We start from the raw sequence: 19,930 nt of genomic DNA on the forward strand, positions 1-19,930 counted from the left end.
GATCGGGAGACCCCATCATGAACGTCAAGGACAGCAACGGCGCGGTACTCGCGGATGGCGACTCGGTACTGGTCATCAAGGACCTGAAGGTGAAGGGTTCGTCGCAGACGCTCAAGCGCGGCTCGGTGTTCAAATCCATTCGCGTGGATGAGGACAATCCGGAGGAGGTCGAGTGTCGTGATGGGCGTTCGACGTTGGTGTTGAAGACGTGTTTTATCAAGAAGGTTTGAGTGGTGAGGGGTGGGTGCTCGCCGCACCGTTTCGATGAAACCGTAGGGCGAGCACCCGCCCCTCACCCCAACCCTCTCCCCGAAGGGGAGAGGGAGCAGAACTGGAGCGACGCGCAACCTCACCAAGGCAACGCGTCAATATCCACATTCCCCCCAGTAACGATCAACCCCACCCGCTTCCCTTTGAACCGCTCCGGCCGCTTCAACACCGCCGCCAGCACCGTCGCGCTCGATGTCTCCACCACGATCTTCAACTCGTTCCACAACAACTTCATCGCAGCAATCACTTCCGCATCGCTCACCGTCGTCACCTCGACACGATGCATCTGCAGCGCCTCGAAGTTCGTTTCGCCGATCAGCGTGCGAAGGCCATCGCAAATCGTATCCGGCACAAAAGGCCCTACGCGTACACCAGCAGCGAGTGATCGCGCGGCATCGTCCGCCCCCATGGGTTCGGCGCCATGAATGAGCACTTGAGGCGCCACGCCATGCGTAGCGATGCTCGTGCCTGCGATCAATCCACCACCGCCGATCGGCGTCACCACCAGGTCAACGCCACCCGTCTGCTCCAAGAGTTCGAGCGCTGCCGTGCCCTGCCCGGCTATCACGCGGGTATCGGAGAATGGGTGCACCAACTCAGCCCCCGTGGCGCGCTGCACTTCATCCGCTTTCGCTTCGCGCGCGGCCTGCGTCGCCTCGCAACGATGCAGGATGGCACCGGCGCGTTCTATAGCCTGGAGCTTCGTACGCACGGCACCGTCCGGCACGATCACATGCGCGGGAATGCCGCGCGTTGCCGCCGCCATCGCCAGCGCGTTGCCATGGTTGCCCGACGAATGGGTGACCACGCCCCGCACGGCCTGCTCATCATCCATGGACCAGACAGCATTGCAGGCACCGCGGAACTTGAACGCGCCGCCCCGCTGAAGGTTCTCGCATTTGAAATGAAGATCCGCGCCCGTCAGCGCGTTCAACACAGCGCTGCGCAGCACGGGCGTGACTACGGCATATGGAGCAATACGCGCAGCAGCCTCCTGCACCTGTGCAAACGTCGGCAGGGCAGCACGATTCGATGAAGCGCTCATGGACCTTCGATCTCCACACCACAGGAAAAACGGCGCTCGGCGCCGGGTTCGAGACGGATGACATCAGCGCAATCGGGACGATTGAACGCGTCCGCCCAGCTTTCCATGGGCTCGAGCGCCACCGAGCGACGTACGTCGCGCGTCACCGTGTCGGCGGTGAACGCGAGCATGACGCCGGAAGGCTGCCATACCGCAATGGCGAGGCCACTTTCAGGGTCACGCAGTCGCGTACGCGCGCGACCATCGGTGTCGCAACGTAGGTCGACGAATGCGTGATTGAGCTCGCGTGGGCCGATCTTCTGCCACTGGCGAAAATCGAGTTCGGGGCGCTCGGACAGCGGTACGCGAGCACCATCACCCGCGATGGGAATGAACTCCTCGTCGGTACGCACCACACTGTCGGCGGGAATCTGCAGTTCCCAACCCTCGATGGGCTGGTCCGACAATTTGAAATAGGGATGCCAGCCGAAGAAACACGGCGCGGCATGCTCACCCATGTTACGCATGATCGCCTCGATGGTGAGGCCTGCTGCGTCGAGTGTGTAGTTGACCGCCAGGTCGATGGCGAAAGGGTAACCCTGGTAAGCCCCCGGGCGAATCGCCTGCGTGACAAAGCTCGCCCGCGCGCCCTGTGCGTCGGCGGCAAGCTCTGCAACATGGAAGTCGACGCCGCGCACGAAACCATGCCGTGCCGCACGCGAATCGCCCTCGACACCCGGTTGCAAATCGTGGGGCTCACCATCGAAGACATAGCGGGCATCGGCAATACGATTGGCAAACGGCACCATGATCGCGAAGCGGGAACTGGGCCGGGTGTCGAGCTCGCCGGCATCCCGATAGCCATCGGCGATATTCCATGCGCCTCGCGACGATGGCACCTCAAAGCTCAGAAGGGTCGCCCCTCGGCGCGCAATGCGAACACGGCGCCCCCTGGCGATGTCGCTTAGCACCACGACGCCATGGCTGCCGACCAGCCCGCGTTCCGCAAGATACTCTGCCATAGAGCCTATCCTTGTCCTGCCGGGAAAGAACCGCATGTTAGCCTGAGTCTTCTTTCGCTTCCGCAGTCCCGGCCGTCACCATGATCCAGCGCAACGATACGTCCTCTCCCCTCATCCGGCTCAGCGACTATCGCGCGCCCGCCTGGCGCGTGGCCAAGGTCGAGCTCACCTTCGATCTGGGCATCGACAGCACGGAGGTAACGTCGCGACTGCACCTGCAGCGTGACCCGACACAACAGGCAGCACTGCGGCTGGATGGCGAAGGGCTGGAGCTGCTGTCGATCGCACTCGACGACCAGGCGCTTCCCGAGAGTGCATGGCGCTACGCCGACCATGTGCTGGAAGTGGACGGTGCCCGCGATGGCAGCGTGCTGGAGACCCGGGTGCGCGTGAAACCCGCAGCCAATACAGCGCTGGAAGGCCTGTACTTGTCGGGCTCGCGCGAAGCAGGCTTTCTGCTGACGCAGTGCGAGGCGGAAGGTTTCCGGCATATCACGTTCTTCCCCGATCGCCCCGACGTGTTGGCCAGCTACACGGTGACGCTGCGTGCCGATCGCGAACGTTTCCCGGTGCTGCTGGCCGGCGGTAATCCCGACGGCAGCGGCGAACTGGACGGTGGCCGCCACTGGGCGCGCTTCGTTGACCCACACCCCAAGCCGAGCTACCTGTTTGCACTGGTAGCCGGGCGCCTGCAGAAGATCGAGCGCGATTACGTTACCGATAGCGGACGCAAGGCGCAGTTGGTGATCTGGGCCGAGCCCGATGCCATTGGTCAATGCGGTTACGCGATGGATGCACTCGAGCGTTCCATGCGCTGGGACGAGGAAACCTACGGTCGCGAGTACGATCTCGACGTGTTCCACGTCGTCGCCACGCACGATTTCAACATGGGTGCGATGGAGAACAAGGGCCTTAATATCTTCAACGCGAAGTACCTGCTGGCCGATCCCGATTCGAGCACGGACGACGAGTACCGTGCGGCGGAAGCGGTGGTGGCGCACGAGTATTTTCACAACTGGAGCGGCAACCGCGTGACGTGCCGCGACTGGTTCCAGTTGTCGCTGAAGGAAGGTCTCACGGTATTCCGTGAGCAGCAGTTCTCGGCGGACATGAACTCCGCGCCGCTCAAGCGCATTGAAGACGTTGCGCTGTTGCGACGTGCGCAGTTCCCGGAAGATGCCGGTCCGCTGGCGCACCCTGTGCGTCCGGCGCAGTACAGCGAGATCAACAATTTCTACACTGCCACTGTCTACGAGAAGGGCTCGGAATTGGTGCGCATGGTTGCGGGCAGTCTGGGCCGCGAAGGTTTCCGCCGTGGCATGGATCTGTATTTCTCGCGCAACGACGGACATGCTGCGACGCTGGAGGATTTCCTCGGCGCGCTGGGCGAAGCCAACAGCATCGACCTCACGCCGTATCTCGCCTGGTACTCACAGGCGGGCACACCGCGGCTCAGCGCGCGCGGTCGCTATGACGTCGCGCAGCACACCTACACGCTCACGCTGTCTCAGCACACCGCACCCACGTCCAACCAGCCGACCAAGCGCGCGCTGCCGATTCCGGTGAAGCTGGCGCTGTTTGATCGCAACGGCCGCCTGCTGCCACTACGCATGGCGAACGATCCGGCCGATGCGGCCAGCGCCAATGAACGCGTCGTTGTGCTGGATCAGGCAGAGCAGTCATTCGTGTTTGAGCGGGTGACGGATGCTCCGGTGCCTTCACTGCTTCGGGGATTCTCCGCACCGGTGACCCTCGAATGCGATTACTCTCCCGATGAATTGGCGCTGTTGCTGCGCCATGACGTCGATGGCTTCAATCGCTGGGAGGCAGGCCAGCAGCTCGCGGCGCGCGCCTTCGACAACCTGCGCGATGGCGACACTACTGAAGCGCTCGATGCCTGGGCCCAGGCCTTAGCGGCCTTGTTCAACGACACCATCATCGATGATGCCCTGCTTGCCGACCTGCTCACGCCGCCGGGCGAGATCGAACTGGCCGAACGTGGGCGTTCGGTTGATCCATCGCATGTGCACGCTTTGCGCGTGAAACTGCAGGAACACCTGGCGCTACGTATTGGACGCGAAGTGCTGCAGCGTCGGTACGACGCGCTCGCGGCGCATACCAACATGGAACTCGATGCAGCCAGCCAGGCGCGGCGCCGCCTGAAGCGGCGCGTACTGGACCTGATCGCAACCATCGATCCGTGGGGCGCCCACACCCTGGCCACGCTGCAGTACGACAACGCACCAAGCATGACCGACCGTCTTGCGGCGCTGTCGGTGCTGGTGCGAGGCAACGCACCGCAGGCACATGCCGCGCTGCTGCATTTCCGTGAGCGCTATGCCGACAATCCGCTGGCGATGGACAAATGGTTCTCGGTGCAGACGCTGTTGCCGGGCGATGTCGTGCTCGAACGCGTACAGTCGCTGCTACAGGATGGCGCGTTTACGCTGAAAAACCCCAACCGCGTCAACGCGCTGTTCGGCACGTGGGCACGCGGCAATCCGGATGGCTTCCATCGTGCGGACGGCAGCGGCTATCGCCTACTGGGCCACTGCCTGCAGCAGCTGGACGCGATTAATCCACAGGTGGCCGCACGACTTGCCACGGCCTTCAATGGCTGGCAGCGCCTGGAACCTATTCGCCACGCCGCGGCACGCGCCGCCATCGACGCGCTGGCTGGGCAGCCGAATCTCTCCCGCAATCTGGGCGAGATCGTGCGCAGCATGCAGCACGGTTAAGAGTCGCCAACAAAACGTAGCGAGCGGCCGTCAGGCGGGTGCGGGCGGCGCGCAGGAACCGGAGTGTACTTGCGCGTACATGAGGATTCCGAGCACCGACCGCACCCGTCTGACGGTCGCGCAGTAGTTTTGTTTGCGGCTCTAAGTCCTCTCCATAAAGAAGCGCCCGAGTGCTTACCGTCTTTGGACGGGGCACCCGGGCGTAATTTTGTTTCAACGAGAGGATGTACCTTGATGAAGCAGACTTGCCTTACCTACGGACACCCAACCCCTTGGATATCCGCTGACGCCAGCCACCGCGAGGGCGGCGGCTAGACCTTCAGGCGCTCCAGTTCGTCGCGCAATCGGTCCAATCGCGAAAGCAGGCGCGGGCGCAGGGCCTGGCGTTCGCTCTCGCTACGTTCTTCCAGATGATCCATGGCCATTTCAACGCGGCCAAGTTCGATCAGTAGATCGTGATGCGGGTAAACCGGTTGAAGATCGACGCTCAGTTCCATGACGTTACGCCCCCAAATCCATTGCCTTTGTCCTTCATGGAGGAGCGAAGCAACGGCCGTGCCAGCAACGTGACCGATATCACATTCATTTTGGGGATGGATCACGGAATGACGCTGTGCGTCACGAGGTGCCAACTCTCGGCACAAACGAGCGTTTTAGTCACTTCACGTTCACGCGTCGGGCGTAAATATCCCACTCAACACGCAGCATCAAACGGCTGCTGGTAAACCATTTCGGTTTCTGGCGCCCGGCAACACGGTCATCCTGGATTCCCCCTGTTCCTGAGACCGCCGGGCGCCAGATCTTATTCAGAGCGCTTGAAAGCTCTTCAAAGCTCAGAAAAGGCGACGGCGCCCCGAGGGGCGCCGTCTTGCTTCCTCTTCCCGGCACGCGATCGAACCCCTGTCGTTCGATCTCGGCGCGCTGAATCGCGCAGCTTCTGCCCGTGAAAAGTGCACCGGAGGCAAAGCAGAAAGCATGCCAACGACCGAAGCGTCGTAACGGCGGTACCATAAGCGTCCACTCGGGTCCAAACCTGCGCTTTCAGGTCAGTTCTTATGCTTTTCCATCCGATTTCCTACGACGTGATCGTGGTTGGCGGCGGCCACGCCGGCACAGAGGCCGCATTGGCCTCCGCCCGCACGGGTGCGCGCACGCTACTTTTGAGCCATAACATCGAGACGATCGGCCAGATGAGCTGTAACCCAGCCATAGGCGGCATCGGCAAGGGGCACCTGGTCAAGGAAATCGACGCTCTGGGCGGCGCCATGGCGCACGCGGCCGACCTGGCTGGCATCCAGTGGCGCACGCTCAATGCATCCAAGGGCCCGGCTGTACGCGCCACGCGCTGCCAGGCCGACCGCGGACTCTACAAAGCCGCCATCCGCCGGCTAATGGAAACCCAGCCGAACCTGGAACTGTTCCAGCAGGCCGTGGACGATCTGATTCTGGAAGGCGGCCGCGTCACCGGCGTGGTCACCCAGATGGGCCTGGCCTTTCACGCTCGCGCGGTGGTGTTGACCGCCGGCACCTTCCTGGCCGGGAAGATCCATATCGGGCCGGCCCAGTACGCCGGTGGCCGCGCTGGCGACCCGCCCGCTAGCGCGCTCGCGCAGAAGCTACGTGAACTGCCGGTGGCGGCCGATCGCCTGAAGACCGGCACACCACCCCGCATCGATCTGCGCAGCATCGATTTCACCGGCTTGGAAGAGCAGCCGGGTGACAACCCGGCACCGGTGTTCTCGTACCTCGGCTCGCGCGACGAGCACCCGCGCCAGGTGAGTTGTTGGATCACGCATACCAGCGAGCACACGCATGAGCTGATTCGCGGCTCGCTCGACCGCTCGCCGCTGTATAGCGGCCAGATCGAGGGCGTGGGCCCACGCTACTGCCCTTCGATCGAGGACAAGGTGGTGCGGTTCGCTGAGAAAACCTCGCACCAGATCTTTGTCGAGCCGGAAGGGTTGGATACGTTCGAGGTGTACCCCAACGGCATCTCCACGTCGCTGCCGTACGACGTGCAGCTGGCGCTGGTGCATTCGATCAAGGGCTTCGAGAAAGCGCACATCACACGCCCGGGCTACGCCATCGAATACGACTATTTCGACCCGCGCGGCCTGCATCCGTGGCTGGAAACCAAAACCATTCCAGGCCTGTATTTCGCGGGCCAGATCAACGGCACCACCGGCTATGAAGAAGCGGGCGCGCAGGGTCTCATCGCGGGCCTCAACGCGGCGCTGGCCGTGAAGGGTGCAGCGCCGTGGTATCCGCGCCGCGACGAGGCTTACATCGGTGTGCTGATTGACGACCTCACCAGCAACGGCACCATTGAGCCGTACCGCATGTTCACCTCGCGCGCGGAGTATCGCCTGCACCTGCGCGAGGACAATGCCGACCTGCGCCTGACCGAAACCGGTCATCGCCTCGGCGTAGTGCCGCAAGCGCGTTACGACGCCTTGCGTGCCAAGCGTGACGCGGTGGAACACGAGACGCAGCGACTCAGCGCCATCTGGGCCGCGCCGGCCAACGCGCTGGGCGCCACAATCGCGCAGCAACTGGGCATCACGTTGAGTCGCGAGACCAACGCGCTGGACCTGCTTCGTCGACCGGAGCTCGACTACGCAACGTTGACGACGGTGACCGGTATTGGCCCGGCGGTGGACGAGCGTGACGTCGCCGCACAGGTGGAAGTGCAGACCAAGTACGCCGGTTACCTCGAGCGCCAGCGCGAGGAGATCGCGCGACAGCGCCGCCACGAACAGACCGCGATTCCCAGCAGCTTCGACTACGACAAGGTGCGGGGTCTTTCCGCCGAAGTGTTGCTCAAGCTCAAGCGCGTGCTGCCGGAAACTATCGGCCAAGCGGCGCGCATCAGCGGCGTCACGCCGGCAGCGATCTCGCTGCTACTCGTGCATCTCAAGCGCCGCGACGCGGCCTGATTCCGCTCATTCATTGCACCAAGATGCCTCGCCCGCATGGCATCATGCGGCCCTGACGGTTCTTCTCGGAGTACACCAATGGAAGTCTGGATCGGTCGGGACGGCGAACGGCACGGCCCGTACAAGGAAGTCGATGTGCGCCAGTGGCTGCGCAGCGGCCAGGTCAGCCCCGATGATCTGGGCTGGTACGAAGGCATGGCAGACTGGACACCGCTGTCGACACTGTTCCCCGACGAGCGCAGTGCCGAGCCACCGGCGTTTTCTGCCACGCCCCCGGCACCGCCCGCATACGCCGCTGCCCCCATCGCGTCGAACGGCAGCGCCGTCGCCGCGCTGGACGACTATGCCGGCTTCTGGAAGCGCGTCGCCGCTTACATTCTTGACGCGCTGGTGCTGTGGATTCCGAACACCATCCTGAGCACCATGCTCGGCGCGAGCAAGGCCGCCGAAGCGTATATGCAGGCGAAGCTGGCCGCCGGCGATGACCCGCAAATGGCGCTGCAGGCGTTGGACGCCTACATGCACGCACTGTGGCCTGCACTGATCGCGCAGACCATCGTCTCGTGGCTGTATTTCGCGTTGTGCGAGAGCTCGGCCTGGCAGGGCACGGTAGGCAAGCTCGCACTGGGCATCCGCGTCACGGACATGGATGGCAAGCGTATCGGCTTCGGGCGCGCCACAGGCCGCTATTTCGCCAAGATCATCAGTGCTTTCACGCTGTGCATCGGCTTCCTGATGGTGGCGTGGACGCAGCGCAAGCAGGGCCTCCACGACCTGCTCGCGCAGACGCTGGTGCTCAATGGCCGCGCCAAGGACGTTGCAACGAAAGTCCAACGTACCGACCAGGACAACAGCTCGTTCAACGCGTGACATCGCGCGCTATACGGCGCGAGGATGGTTTGATCATGGGACGCGCCGCCGCGAATGCACGGCGGCGCTGACGTCACGGGAACATTACGTTCACGCACTCGTCGCATCTGCGTGGCACGCTCTCCGATCCCACCATCAACAGCACACAAATGGACGTCGATCCGTCTGCAGCCGTGCATTGCGTATGCATGCGCATGGTTATGACCTATGGCGGATGCGATCTACTGTGCAAGAGGCGCATGCTCTAACGCACAGGGGGCCGCGCACCAGGCAAGGTCATGGCCCAATCCCTCCCCGATTGCGGCTGGATTTACCAGTGCGACGACATCGTCGTCGAGCCGCGCGCGCACCGCCTTGAGCGGGCGGGCACGTCGATTTCCGTGGAGCCGAAGGCTTATGCGGTGCTGGTGGTTCTGCTGCAGCAAGCCGGCGAAGTCGTCCGCAAGGACGCGCTGCTCGATGCGGCGTGGGGGCATCGTCACGTCACTCCCGGCGTGCTGACTCGCGTCATTTCCCAACTGCGCCATGCACTCGGTGACTGCGCATCGCAACCGCGCTATATCGCCACGGTGCACAGTCTGGGCTATCGCTTCATCGGCGACGTGCACCGCATGCCGTCCGCCGCGTCTCCCGCCAACGAGCCGATGCCGGACGTGGCGAGCAACGACGACCTTGCGTCCGCTTTGGACGCGCCAGCACCTTCGCGCCGGTCACCATCTCCGCAAAAACGCTGGGTGGCAGCCGCCATCACCTTGGCGGTAATCGTCGCCATGATGGCGGCCGCACACCTATGGCACACGCCCAATGGCCACCCGTCCGAGCCGCTGATGACCCCTCGGCCCGCACTTGCGGTGATGCCAGTCGCGCACGAACAGGAAGTACGTCCGCTCCATCCGCACCACTGGCCGCGCTACCGCCGCATCGCCACGGAGTATCCCGGAGACCGCGACGATGTCCCCTCCGAACTCCGTGCTGCGGGCTATCTGGCGCTTCGCCCTGAACAGGCGCCCGCTGCGCGTCAGTAGACGTCGGCACCGACTTGCTATGATCGACGGCCCGACGGATCGCGAGCCGATCCGTCGTCTTGTCGAACAGGAATCGTCTCAGCCTCATGCTCAGCATCGAACAACGTATTGCCCAGGACATCGCCGCCAAGCCGGACCAGGTACACGCCGCGGTGGATTTGCTCGACGGCGGCGCGACCGTGCCCTTCATCGCCCGCTACCGCAAGGAAGCCACCGGCGGTCTCGATGACACGCAGCTGCGAATGCTGGAAGAGCGCCTGCGCTATCTGCGCGAGCTGGAGGAACGCCGTAGCGCGATCCTCGCCAGCGTCGAGGAACAGGGCAAGCTCAGCGATGCGCTGAAAAACGACATTCTTTCGGCAGATACCAAGGCGCGCCTGGAAGACTTGTACCTGCCGTACAAGCCCAAGCGTCGCACCAAGGCGCAGATCGCGCGCGAAGCTGGCCTGGAGCCGCTCGCCACGGGTCTGCGTGAAGACCCCACACAGACGCCGGAAGCCGTTGCCGAATCGTTCGTCGATGCGGAGAAGGGTGTGGCGGACGTGCGTGCTGCGCTGGATGGTGCCCGCGCCATCCTGATGGAGAGCATTGCCGAGGACGCCGGCTTGCTCGGCGAGCTGCGCGATTGGCTATGGGACAAGGGCCAGATTCGCGCAAAAGTGGTCGCAGGCAAGGAGAACGAAGGCGCGAAGTTCCGCGACTACTTCGATCACGTGGAACCGATCGGGAAGATTCCCTCGCATCGCCTGCTCGCGCTGATGCGCGCGCGCAACGAAGGCGTGCTTGAGCTGGAGCTGTCGCCCACGCTGGACCTGGAGCAGGGCCACGTTGAAGGCGAAGGCCGCGTGGCTGCACATGCCGGCATTCTCGATCGCGGCCGCGCCGCCGATGCGTGGCTGCGCGAAACGGTGCGCCTCACCTGGCGAGTGAAGCTGCATCTGCATCTCACACTGGATCTGTTTGGCCGCGTGCGTGAAGGTGCGGAAGACGAAGCCATTCGTGTGTTTGGCGACAACCTCAAGGATCTTATGCTCGCCGCGCCGGCTGGCGCGAAAAGCGTGATGGGCCTGGATCCGGGCATCCGCACTGGCGTGAAAGTGGCCGTAGTCGATGCCACCGGCAAGTTGCTGGCCACCGACACCGTCTATCCGCACGAGCCGCGCAAACAGTGGGATCAGTCGATCCAGCGCATCGCACTGCTCTGCAAGGAGCACAAGGTGGATCTCATCGCTATCGGCAACGGCACTGCGTCGCGCGAAACCGATAAGTTGGCTGGTGAAGTGATCAAGAAGCATACGGACCTCAAGCTCTCCAAGATCGTGGTGAGCGAAGCGGGCGCGTCGGTGTACTCCGCTTCGGAAATCGCCGCCAAGGAATTCCCTGATGTGGATGTGAGCCTGCGTGGCGCCGTGTCCATCGCGCGCCGCCTGCAGGATCCGCTCGCCGAGTTGGTGAAGATCGAACCCAAAGCCATCGGCGTGGGCCAATACCAGCACGACGTGAACCAAGTGAAGCTGGCGCGCGCGCTGGACGCGAAGGTCGAGGACTGCGTTAACGCCGTAGGCGTGGATGTGAACACCGCCTCTGCCGCGCTGCTCTCGCGCGTGGCGGGCCTCTCCGCCAGCGTGGCGGAAAATGTAGTGAAGCATCGCGATGCCAACGGTCCGTTCGCCAATCGCAAGGCACTGCTGAAAGTGCCGCGCCTGGGCGACAAGGCGTTCGAGCAATGCGCGGGCTTCCTGCGTGTACCTAACGGCGACAATCCGCTCGATACGAGCTCGGTGCACCCGGAAGCGTATCCGGTGATCGAGCGCATCATTGCCCAGTGTGGCCGCGAGGTGCGCTCCATCATCGGCGATACCAGTTTCTTGCGCGGCCTTAAGGCTGAGCAGTTCACCGACGAGACGTTCGGCGTGCCGACGGTGCGCGACATCCTCAAGGAACTGGAGAAACCCGGCCGCGATCCGCGCCCGGAGTTCGTGGCACCGAGTTTCGCCGAGGGCGTGGAAGACCTGAAGGACCTGCGCCCTGGCATGGTGCTGGAAGGCCGTGTGACCAACGTGGCGGCGTTCGGGGCGTTCGTGGATATCGGCGTGCACCAGGATGGTCTCGTGCACGTCTCGGCGCTCTCGCACACCTTCGTGAAGGATCCGCGCGACGCGGTGAAGGCGGGCGACATCGTCAAGGTCAAGGTGATGGAAGTCGACCTGCCGCGCCAACGCATCGGCCTGTCCATGCGCCTGGACGACGAGCCGGGCCAGCAGGTCCGTGGTGCTCGCCCGGCGGGTGGCAACGATGCTGCTCCCCGTGGCGGCCAACGCGACAACCGCGGCCCCCGTCCTGGTGGCGGCACACCCAAGCCGGCCCCTGTGCCGACCAACAGCGCGTTTGCAGACGCCTTCTCCAAGGCTAAGCAGCGCTAAGTAGCGACAGGGAATTCGGTTGCGGGGCGTAACGCCGATAGGCGACGCCCCGCAACGCGATTGTCAGGACCTTGGACACTTGTTTCCGGGCGCCCATTTTGATGGCCCCGGCAGGTTCTTTCGTTCGCGGTGCGGCGCAGCATGCGCTGACGTATGGGCATGCATTACCGTAACGAGGAGATAACAAAGAACCGCCCGGTCCAAGGAGTGTTACCGACATGCCCCGTACTCGTACTATCGCAGGCGCCATCGCCGCCGCGCTGCTGATCAGCTCCCCGGCCTTCGCCGCCAAGTCCCAGTTCGACAGCGTTGTCGTGTTCGGCGACAGCCTGAGCGATGCCGGCAACATTTCCCTCGCCACCAACCCGGCCATCCAGCCGCCGCTGGAATTCACCACCAACCCTGGCGCGGTCACCGTGCAGAACGTGGCCGGGCATTACGGTTACAACCTCAGCGCCTCGCTGGCGGGTGGCACCGACTACGCCTGGGGTGGCGCCGGTGTACTGACCAATTCGCCGGGTACCCCGTCGGCCGTGCCGACCATCACCACCCAGGTGAACGCCTACCTCGCAGGCGGCAAGTTCGACAGCAAGGCGCTGTACTCCATCTGGGGTGGCGCCAATGACATCTTCTACGCCGCGACGGCCGCTGGCGCCGGTGCCACCGCGCAGCAGCTCATCCAGCAGAACGTAACCGCCACACTGGGCCAACTCGCCGCCAGCGGCCAGTACACCCAGGCGCAGATTGCGGCACTAACCCCGGCCATCACCCAGCAGGTGACGGCACAGGTAACCCAAGCCGTGCTCGCCAAGGCCGGCGTATCCGGTTTCCTGACGGCCGACCAGGCTGCAGGCTCCATCGCTGCCGCCGCCCAGCAGGAAGTGAAGCTGATCGGCCAGATGCAGGCCGCCGGCGCCAAGAACATCCTGGTGTTCAACCTGCCCAACATCGGCCTGACCCCGTCTGGCCTGGAGCAGGGCGCCAGCGCTGCCTCATCGCTGACCAGCCTCAGCCTGGTGTTCAACGGCACGCTCAACGCGGGCCTGGGCCAGCTGGGCAAGGGCATCGTCCCGGTCGACACCTACAGCCTGCTCAACGAGGTCATCGCCAACCCGACCGCGTTCGGCTTCACCAATGTCACCAACGAAGCCTGCGGCGTGGGCTCGAGTTCCGTGCAGTGCGGTCCGCAGGGTTCGGGCCTGCCGTATACCTACGCACCGGGCACCAACCAGACCTACCTGTTCGCCGATGGCGTCCACCCGACCACCGCGGCTGACGTGATGCTGGGCCAGTATGTGGTCTCCATCCTCAGCGCACCGGGCTACGCCTCGCTGCTGGCTGAAGCACCGCTGGCCTCGATCCAGGCTCAGAACCGCGCTATCCGCAAGCAGATGCTGGACGACGGCCAGGGTAGCGACACCCGCGTGTTTGCCAACGTTGACTACGGCGACCAGCGCTTTGACGGCAGCAGCAGCTCGCCGCGCACCAAGAGCAACAACGTCAACCTGACCATGGGCGCGGACGTGCGCTTCAATGACAACTGGTCGGGCGGCGTGGCCATGAACATCGGCCAGCACAATGCCGATTACGACGGCGGTGGCGGCTACAAGCTGCAGGACGTGTCCGGCCTCGGTTACCTCACCTGGCACCAGGGCGGCGGCTACGTTGGCGGTTACGTCGACTTCGGTCAGGACAACTTCTCCGACATCGAGCGCAAGATCCAGATCGGCTCCCTGCTCCGCACCGAAACCGCCAAGGCGGACGGTAACCATGTCGGCGCCGGCCTTACCGGCGGCTACTGGTTCGAGATCAACGCGCTGCGCACCGGTCCGTTCGCTACGGTCGAGTGGCAGACGGTCAAGGTCAACAGCTTCAACGAATCCAGCAGCGACAGTACCGCCATGTGGTTCGGTAGCCAGCAGCGCGACTCGCAGGTGTCCACCCTCGGTTGGCGTCTGGAAGGTCAGTGGCAGGCCGGCAACACCATGTTGAAGCCGTACGCCGAACTGGCCTGGAACCACGACAGCAAGGCAGATCCGCGCGAAGTCACCGCCGGCCTCAACGGCATGCAGGGCTCCTTCGCCCTGGTCGGCTTCACGCCGGACAAGACCTGGGGCACCGGCGACATCGGCCTGAGCGCTCAGTTCAACCAGGCCCTCAGCGGCTGGCTCGGCTACAGCGGCCGCTTCGGCGACAGCAGCCAGAAGTACAGCAGCGTCAACCTGGGCATGAAGTACGCCTTCTAAGGTCTACGTTGGTTCTGCAGAAAAGCCGTCCGCGTGAGCGGGCGGCTTTTTTTTGGGTGCGAAGCACATGCGATGCGCAGCTCCGCTGCACGAGCCGGCGGCTTGCCGCTTTTGACCTTCGGGCCCCCTGTGCGGCGGTGAGGGGTGGACGACAAGGCCCGCAGGGGAATCGGCAGGAGGTCGAAACGCCCGCCGCGTAGGCGGCCAGATCACCGCCACGCGACAATCAAACACCGGGGCTCTGGACCCCTGCCTGCGCAGGGGTGACGGCTAAAGATGAAACGCTGAGGCGAGCACCCGACCTTTACCCCCTTTTCGGGGCTCAGCCCAACCCTCTCCCCAAAGGGGAGAGGGAGAAGAGCGCGCCTTTCCGCCGACCCAATCGTTTGGACGTCCATACACCCAAACGCCAGACAAGAAAAAAGCCGCCAGCTTTCGCCGGCGGCTTTTCTCGAATTCGGAACCGTGAGGGCTTACTTGCCCTTGCCGTTCGTCGCCAGGCCAAGAATGGTCTGCGCCTGCTTCTGCAGGCTAGCTGCTTCGTCGTCCGCCAGCGGCGAGCTCTTGCCGCCCTGGTCGTTGGTCTTCAGCACCAGGGTGCCATCGGAGATCCACGCCGCGCGCTCGGTCGAGGTCGGCTTGGCGTCCTTGCTGGACTTCTTCTGCTGCACGACCACCCACGGCTTGCCGTCCTTGTAGGCGTAATCGGTGCTGGTGAAGCCCTTGTCGCCGTAGTCGACTTCTTCGCGGATGAACTTCACATCACCGGCCTGGCGGAACACCTGCCAGCCACGCGACACCTTGTCTTCCAGCTTGGTGCCGCTGCTGATCTTCATGCCACCGATCTGCTTCTGCACGGAAGTGAAAGCTGCCAGCTCCTTCTCGCCCGGGGTCTGCTCGGGGAAGAGTTGCACATTCAGGCCGGTGGACGGCTTGCCATTGAGCACCGGCGTCTGCAAGCGCGGCTTATAGGTACGCTCGCCGTCGGTCAGCACGGCCTGGAGCACGTACACGCCAGCCGGGTTCACGTCAGCGGCATTGAACGGCAGCTCGAAGGAGATCGGCAGCGTATTGGCCGGCTCGACCGTCTTGGTCGCGAGCGGCTTGCTGTCCTGCTGGCTCACGTCGATCAGGGTCAGGTCAAGCTTGGCGGCCGCCGAAACGCTGCTGCCTTCGGGCACGGACACTTGGCCGGTGACCTGATTCGCCTGTGCCGGCGTCTGGGCGGCGTTGCCACCTTCGGCGCCACCTTGGGACGACTGGGAAGAATTACCGCAGCCGGCGAGAGCCAAAGCGGCGACCGACATCAGCGACCAAACAAGACGGCGCATGGGAAACCTCTATCGAATGTCAGGGCTAGCGCGAGAACCAACAGGCGCCCAACACGCCTCGTGCTCTACACGGGGGAAGTTATCAGGATAGCCCAAAGGTAAGGCCTTGTAAAAGTTGGCTCCATGCGCTTGCGTATGCAAAAGCGAATGGCCGCCCAAATGGTCCATGAACAAAAAGGGCGGCCCGGTCTGGGCCGCCCTTCGTGGTTGCATCGATGTCGCTTAGAAACGCTGCGAGTACTTCAGGTAATAGAAACGACCGATGTCAAAGCCGCCGTAATACACGAACGAGCTGGCTGGCTTCGTGTACATGATGGGCCCTTGCTTATCGAACACGTTGTTGGCGCCGACCGAGATGATGCCCTTCCACGGCAGCGTCCAGCGGAACTGCACGTCGTTGAACGTCGTGCTGCCCACGTGACGCATGGGCGAGGCACCGTTGAACGGATCGACGTGGTTCGGTTCGTTGCACTCGGTCGTGAACGAGCACTTCTCGGTCATACCGGAGTAGTAACGCACCGTCCAGGTCGCGCCGAAGATGCCCTTGCTCCAGTCCAACGTCACGTTGGAGCGGGTGCGGAAGGTAACGCCGGCACTGTTGGCCACGCCCACGAACGGCTGCACCTTGGTGGACGGGTTATCGTCCGCCTTGATGTTGAGGTAGTCGACGTAGGTCGTATTCCAGCGGGCCACGAACTGACCGATCGATTCCAGCGAGAAGCGGTAGTTCACGCCGAAGTCGTAACCGGCTGTCTTCTCCCAACCCTTGTTGGTCAAACCGTAGTACATGTTGGTGATGGCGCCGGTGGACGGATCGCGCTGGAAGCTCGTGCAACGCGAAGCGATGCCGCCGGAGTAGCAGTCATCCAAAATGTTCTGCACGGTATCGGCCGAGATCAGGTTCTTGATGTCGATCCGGTACCAGTCCAACGAGACGTCGAAGCCTTCGATGTAGTGCGGGCTGTAGATCATGCCCAGCGTACGGGTCGTGGCGGTTTCCGGCGTCAGGTTGGGGTTGGAGCCGTTGGTGAACTGGTAGTTCGACTGGCACGGATACGTGGTGCACGGCACGAGTGCCTGGCCAAGCTGGTGGAAGTTCGCAGCCACCGTCGGCTGGCCACCAAAGCCCGAACCGCAACGCGCCGCCACCGCTGGGTTGCCCTTGGCTGAGCCACGGGTGGCATCGCACGGGTCGATATACGACTCGAAGCTGCCACCGACGCCGCCGTAGAGGTCGGAAATGGTCGGCGCGCGGAAACCCTGCGCCCAGCTGCCGCGCACCAGCAGGTCATCAATCGGCTTCCACTTGAGGCCGAACTTGCTGTTGGTGGTGCTACCGAAGTTGTTGTAGTCGGAGTAACGCGTGGCCACGTTCACCGATAGCTCGCGAGCCATGGTCATGTCACGCAGCAGGGGCGCGTCCAGTTCCAGGTAGGCTTCGTTCACCCGGTACTTGCCAGACGTGGTGGTCGCCGCCAGACCCGAGCTGAGGCCCGCCTGGTTGAACGCGTCAGGCACGAAGCGACCTTCTTCTTCACGATGCTCCACACCGGCAGCGATACCCAGGTCGCCACCCGGCAGCGAGAACCAGGTGCCCGCGATGTTGGCGGTATAGTCGACCGTGGTGGTCCTGCCGGTGTCGTGGTACTCGGGAAACAGGAACTTCTGCAGCGCCGGATCCGACAGCGAACCCGCACCCGCCTGACCGTAGGCCAGTAACGGATTCCACGGCACGCAGCCGGCAATCGCCTTGCCGTTGGTACCGCAATGCACCTTGCCGTCCGAACCCAGGAACGACGGGCCCAGCGCCGACCCGGCGTTCACCAGGTTGAAGTCGCCGTGGCCGATCTTCAGCATGTTATTGCGATTGGTCATCGCGCCCACGTCCCAGTTGAACGTGTGACCGCCTAGATCAAAGTAGCCTTCGAAGCCCGCCGTCCAGCGATAGGTCTCCAGCTCGCTATCGGTCGTACGGGGCATTTCCCAGCCGCGGCGGGTGAAGTTGGCGGTCTTGCCCAGCGGGTTGAAGTAACTGCCGGCATCCAGCGGCGTGCCGAACGAGCTCGACTGGTAGGGATAGCCCGCGATCTGCTGTTCCGTCTTGCGCTTGTTGTAGAGGAAGTCCGTCTTGAACGCGATGTTCTCGTCCAGGTTGTACTTGCCCGCGACGAACAGCGAAGTACGCTGGCTACCCGTCTGCAGCATCATCTGCTGGTTCGAGTTGGCGTACTGGTCTGTCGTCTGCGGGCGGTAGTTCGCGAAGTTGCGCGTATCGCTACCCGGCGTCGGCACGCAGTTCGGGTACTTCTTGGTGCTCGCATTCAGCGGGCCGCACGGGGCGTTCACGAGGGCGCCGTACTGACTCACCGCACTCCAGCCAGCCGTCGGCTGCGGGTGGTTCGGGCCCGAGGGGTATTCGCTGAATTCGCGATCCTTGGCCCATACCGGGTCTTCCTTCACGTACTGCGCGCTCATCATGAGCGAGCCGCGGTCGTTGGCGGTGCCTAGCGTGAAGTCGTAGATCTGCTTCTTGCCGTCGCCTTGGTCGTACTCGCCCACGTAGGCGTTTGCTTCAGCGCCGGTGTAATTGCTGCGGGTGATCACGTTCACCACGCCTGCGATGGCGTCTGAACCGTAGATCGAGGAGCCGCCGTCCTTCAGCACTTCGATGCGCTCGATGGCGGACATCGGAATCTGGTTCAGGTCCTGCAGGCCGGTGGTGTTCGCGCCAAGACGCTTGCCGTTGACCAAAACCAGGGTGCGGTTGGGACCGATGTTGCGCAGGTCGACGTAGTAACCGCCTACGTTTTCACCCGAGGACAGCGCATTGGCGCGGCTGATCGGCGGCGAACCCACTTCCGTGAGGTTCTGCAGGACGTCGGCAACCGAGGTGAAGCCCTGGTTCTCCAATTGCTTGCGGTCGATCATGATGACCGGCTGCGCCGTTTCCACGTCGACGCGCGGAATGCGCGAACCGGTGACGGTGACGGCTTCCAGCTTCTTGGCTTCACCCGGGATAGGACCGGTAGCGTCCTGCGCCAGGACCGGCGCCGCCACCACGAAGGTACCTACGGACAGTGCCACACGCACGGCCACCGTAAGTTTATTATCAACTTTCTTGCGGAACTGCATATTTACTCCCCAGTAAAAGACGTCGGCCCCAACCGACGCCAAAAGGCCGCCTTGCTATGCAAGTGGCAGGTTCTGAAGGCGTTGCACCTCAGAACTTGCTGTCTGCCAGCTGAACAAGCCGGCGGATTCGTGATTACCAATTCGCAACCATTGCGTTCTTGATCTCGGTAGAAGTTGCTCCTTGTGAGCCACAACTACCAAGAACTTACGACCTTATGGGAAAATTCTTGCGAATGTCAACGCTTTCGTAACGCTTGCTTCACGTTGAGATTCGGTTTTCAAGGCCACGCTCCTACTCACAAGTCGCCATCCGCCAGGAAAATGCGATGAATATGCAAAAAATTTCGACCAACGAGTCCTCATCCACCTTTGCTGACCGCATCAAAGTGCTGATCCAGCGGGTGGGCAGCGTCACCGAGATCGCACGTATGTGCGGGTTCTCCGAAGGCGTCGTGCGCAGCTGGCGCGACGGCAACACGGACCCGTCGCGCGCACGTTGCGTCACGCTGGCCAAGACCCTGGGTATTTCCCTGGTGTGGCTGGTGGCTGGCGAAGGGCAGATTCAGGTCACGGACGCCATGGCCTCGGGCGAAGATCTGCCGAATGCGGAAGCATCGGCCAACCGCCATCGGTCCAAGCTGCGCACCGCGGCAGACACCCTGCATGCCAGCGGCCTGGCCATGGATCCGAGCCGCCTGAACACGGCGCTCCGCATCCTGCAGTCAGAGCTGGATCTGGCCGAGAGTCGCCTGACCTTGGCGGACAACGCCGACATGCTGGCTGACCTTTACGAGATCCTGGGTCCGGGCGGCAACGACGTCGACGCCACGGCCATGGTGTCGTTCAATCAGCGTCTGCACGAGCGCGTGAAGCGCGGTCGCCAGATCGTTGCATAAGGTGCTGACCTCGCTCC

13 protein-coding genes and 1 other RNA gene are annotated in these 19,930 nt (G+C 63.3%); 8 read left to right on the plus strand and 6 right to left on the minus strand.

All coding sequences use genetic code 11. The annotated features are described in order from the left end of the window. The first annotated feature begins 17 nt into the window (after nt 1-17). A complete protein-coding gene (locus DYST_RS14270) occupies nt 18-230 on the plus strand; it encodes an alkylphosphonate utilization protein (RefSeq protein ID WP_046970745.1) in 213 nt (70 codons plus the stop codon). 119 nt (nt 231-349) lie between these two features. Here DYST_RS14270 and DYST_RS14275 read toward each other — a convergent pair whose 3' ends face one another. Both DYST_RS14275 and DYST_RS14280 read right to left on the minus strand, forming a co-directional pair. Continuing rightward, entirely contained in the window at nt 350-1,315 is a 966-nt protein-coding gene (locus DYST_RS14275) for a threonine ammonia-lyase (RefSeq protein ID WP_239946348.1), read from the minus strand. Then, nucleotides 1,312-2,316 carry an aldose 1-epimerase gene (locus tag DYST_RS14280; RefSeq protein ID WP_239946349.1) on the minus strand — a complete coding sequence of 335 codons (1,005 nt, stop codon included), beginning with the start codon at nt 2,314-2,316 and terminating at the stop codon, nt 1,312-1,314. Before DYST_RS14280 ends, DYST_RS14275 begins: the two co-directional genes overlap by 4 nt. Before the next feature lie 80 nt (nt 2,317-2,396). On the opposite strand from DYST_RS14280, the gene pepN reads away from it, so the two are divergent. Continuing rightward, nucleotides 2,397-5,054, plus strand: a complete 2,658-nt coding sequence (gene pepN / locus DYST_RS14285; RefSeq protein WP_239946350.1) for an aminopeptidase N — start codon at nt 2,397-2,399, stop codon at nt 5,052-5,054. 4 nt (nt 5,055-5,058) lie between these two features. Here pepN and DYST_RS14290 read toward each other — a convergent pair. Next, nucleotides 5,059-5,135, minus strand: a non-coding RNA gene (locus tag DYST_RS14290) — sX9 sRNA. A gap of 230 nt (nt 5,136-5,365) precedes the next feature. Further along, nucleotides 5,366-5,551 (minus strand): hypothetical protein, encoded by a 186-nt coding sequence (locus DYST_RS14295; protein ID WP_102301029.1) that lies wholly within the window; start codon nt 5,549-5,551, stop codon nt 5,366-5,368. Between the two features lie 558 nt (nt 5,552-6,109). On the opposite strand from DYST_RS14295, the gene mnmG reads away from it, so the two are divergent. From mnmG to DYST_RS14320, 5 genes are all read left to right on the plus strand, one after another. Further along, nucleotides 6,110-7,990: a tRNA uridine-5-carboxymethylaminomethyl(34) synthesis enzyme MnmG gene (mnmG, locus tag DYST_RS14300; RefSeq protein WP_239946351.1), complete on the plus strand. Its 1,881-nt coding sequence runs from the start codon at nt 6,110-6,112 to the stop codon at nt 7,988-7,990. Between the two features lie 78 nt (nt 7,991-8,068). After that, nucleotides 8,069-8,860, plus strand: coding sequence for an RDD family protein (locus DYST_RS14305; RefSeq protein WP_239946352.1), 792 nt, complete (start codon nt 8,069-8,071; stop codon nt 8,858-8,860). Nucleotides 8,861-9,138: 278 nt separating this feature from the next. Further along, nucleotides 9,139-9,885 carry a winged helix-turn-helix domain-containing protein gene (locus DYST_RS14310; protein ID WP_239946353.1) on the plus strand — a complete coding sequence of 249 codons (747 nt, stop codon included), beginning with the start codon at nt 9,139-9,141 and terminating at the stop codon, nt 9,883-9,885. Between the two features lie 86 nt (nt 9,886-9,971). Next, nucleotides 9,972-12,308 carry a Tex family protein gene (locus DYST_RS14315; protein WP_102301025.1) on the plus strand — a complete coding sequence of 779 codons (2,337 nt, stop codon included), beginning with the start codon at nt 9,972-9,974 and terminating at the stop codon, nt 12,306-12,308. Between the two features lie 218 nt (nt 12,309-12,526). Further along, entirely contained in the window at nt 12,527-14,554 is a 2,028-nt protein-coding gene (locus DYST_RS14320) for an autotransporter outer membrane beta-barrel domain-containing protein (protein WP_239946354.1), read from the plus strand. 473 nt (nt 14,555-15,027) lie between these two features. Here the strand turns inward: DYST_RS14320 and DYST_RS14325 are convergent, their stop codons facing one another. Both DYST_RS14325 and DYST_RS14330 read right to left on the minus strand, forming a co-directional pair. Beyond that, on the minus strand, nt 15,028-15,885 hold the full coding sequence (locus tag DYST_RS14325; protein ID WP_239946355.1) for a YbaY family lipoprotein: 858 nt from the start codon (nt 15,883-15,885) through the stop codon (nt 15,028-15,030). 222 nt (nt 15,886-16,107) lie between these two features. Further along, complete coding sequence (locus DYST_RS14330) at nt 16,108-19,017, minus strand: TonB-dependent receptor plug domain-containing protein (RefSeq protein ID WP_239946356.1); 2,910 nt, start codon at nt 19,015-19,017, stop codon at nt 16,108-16,110. Nucleotides 19,018-19,343: 326 nt separating this feature from the next. Between DYST_RS14330 and DYST_RS14335 the strand changes: the two genes are divergently transcribed. Next, a complete protein-coding gene (locus DYST_RS14335; protein ID WP_239946357.1) occupies nt 19,344-19,913 on the plus strand; it encodes a helix-turn-helix domain-containing protein in 570 nt (189 codons plus the stop codon). The last annotated feature ends 17 nt before the right edge of the window (nt 19,914-19,930 follow it).

It is taken from the genome of Dyella terrae, from assembly GCF_022394535.1.
Lineage (GTDB): Bacteria > Pseudomonadota > Gammaproteobacteria > Xanthomonadales > Rhodanobacteraceae > Dyella.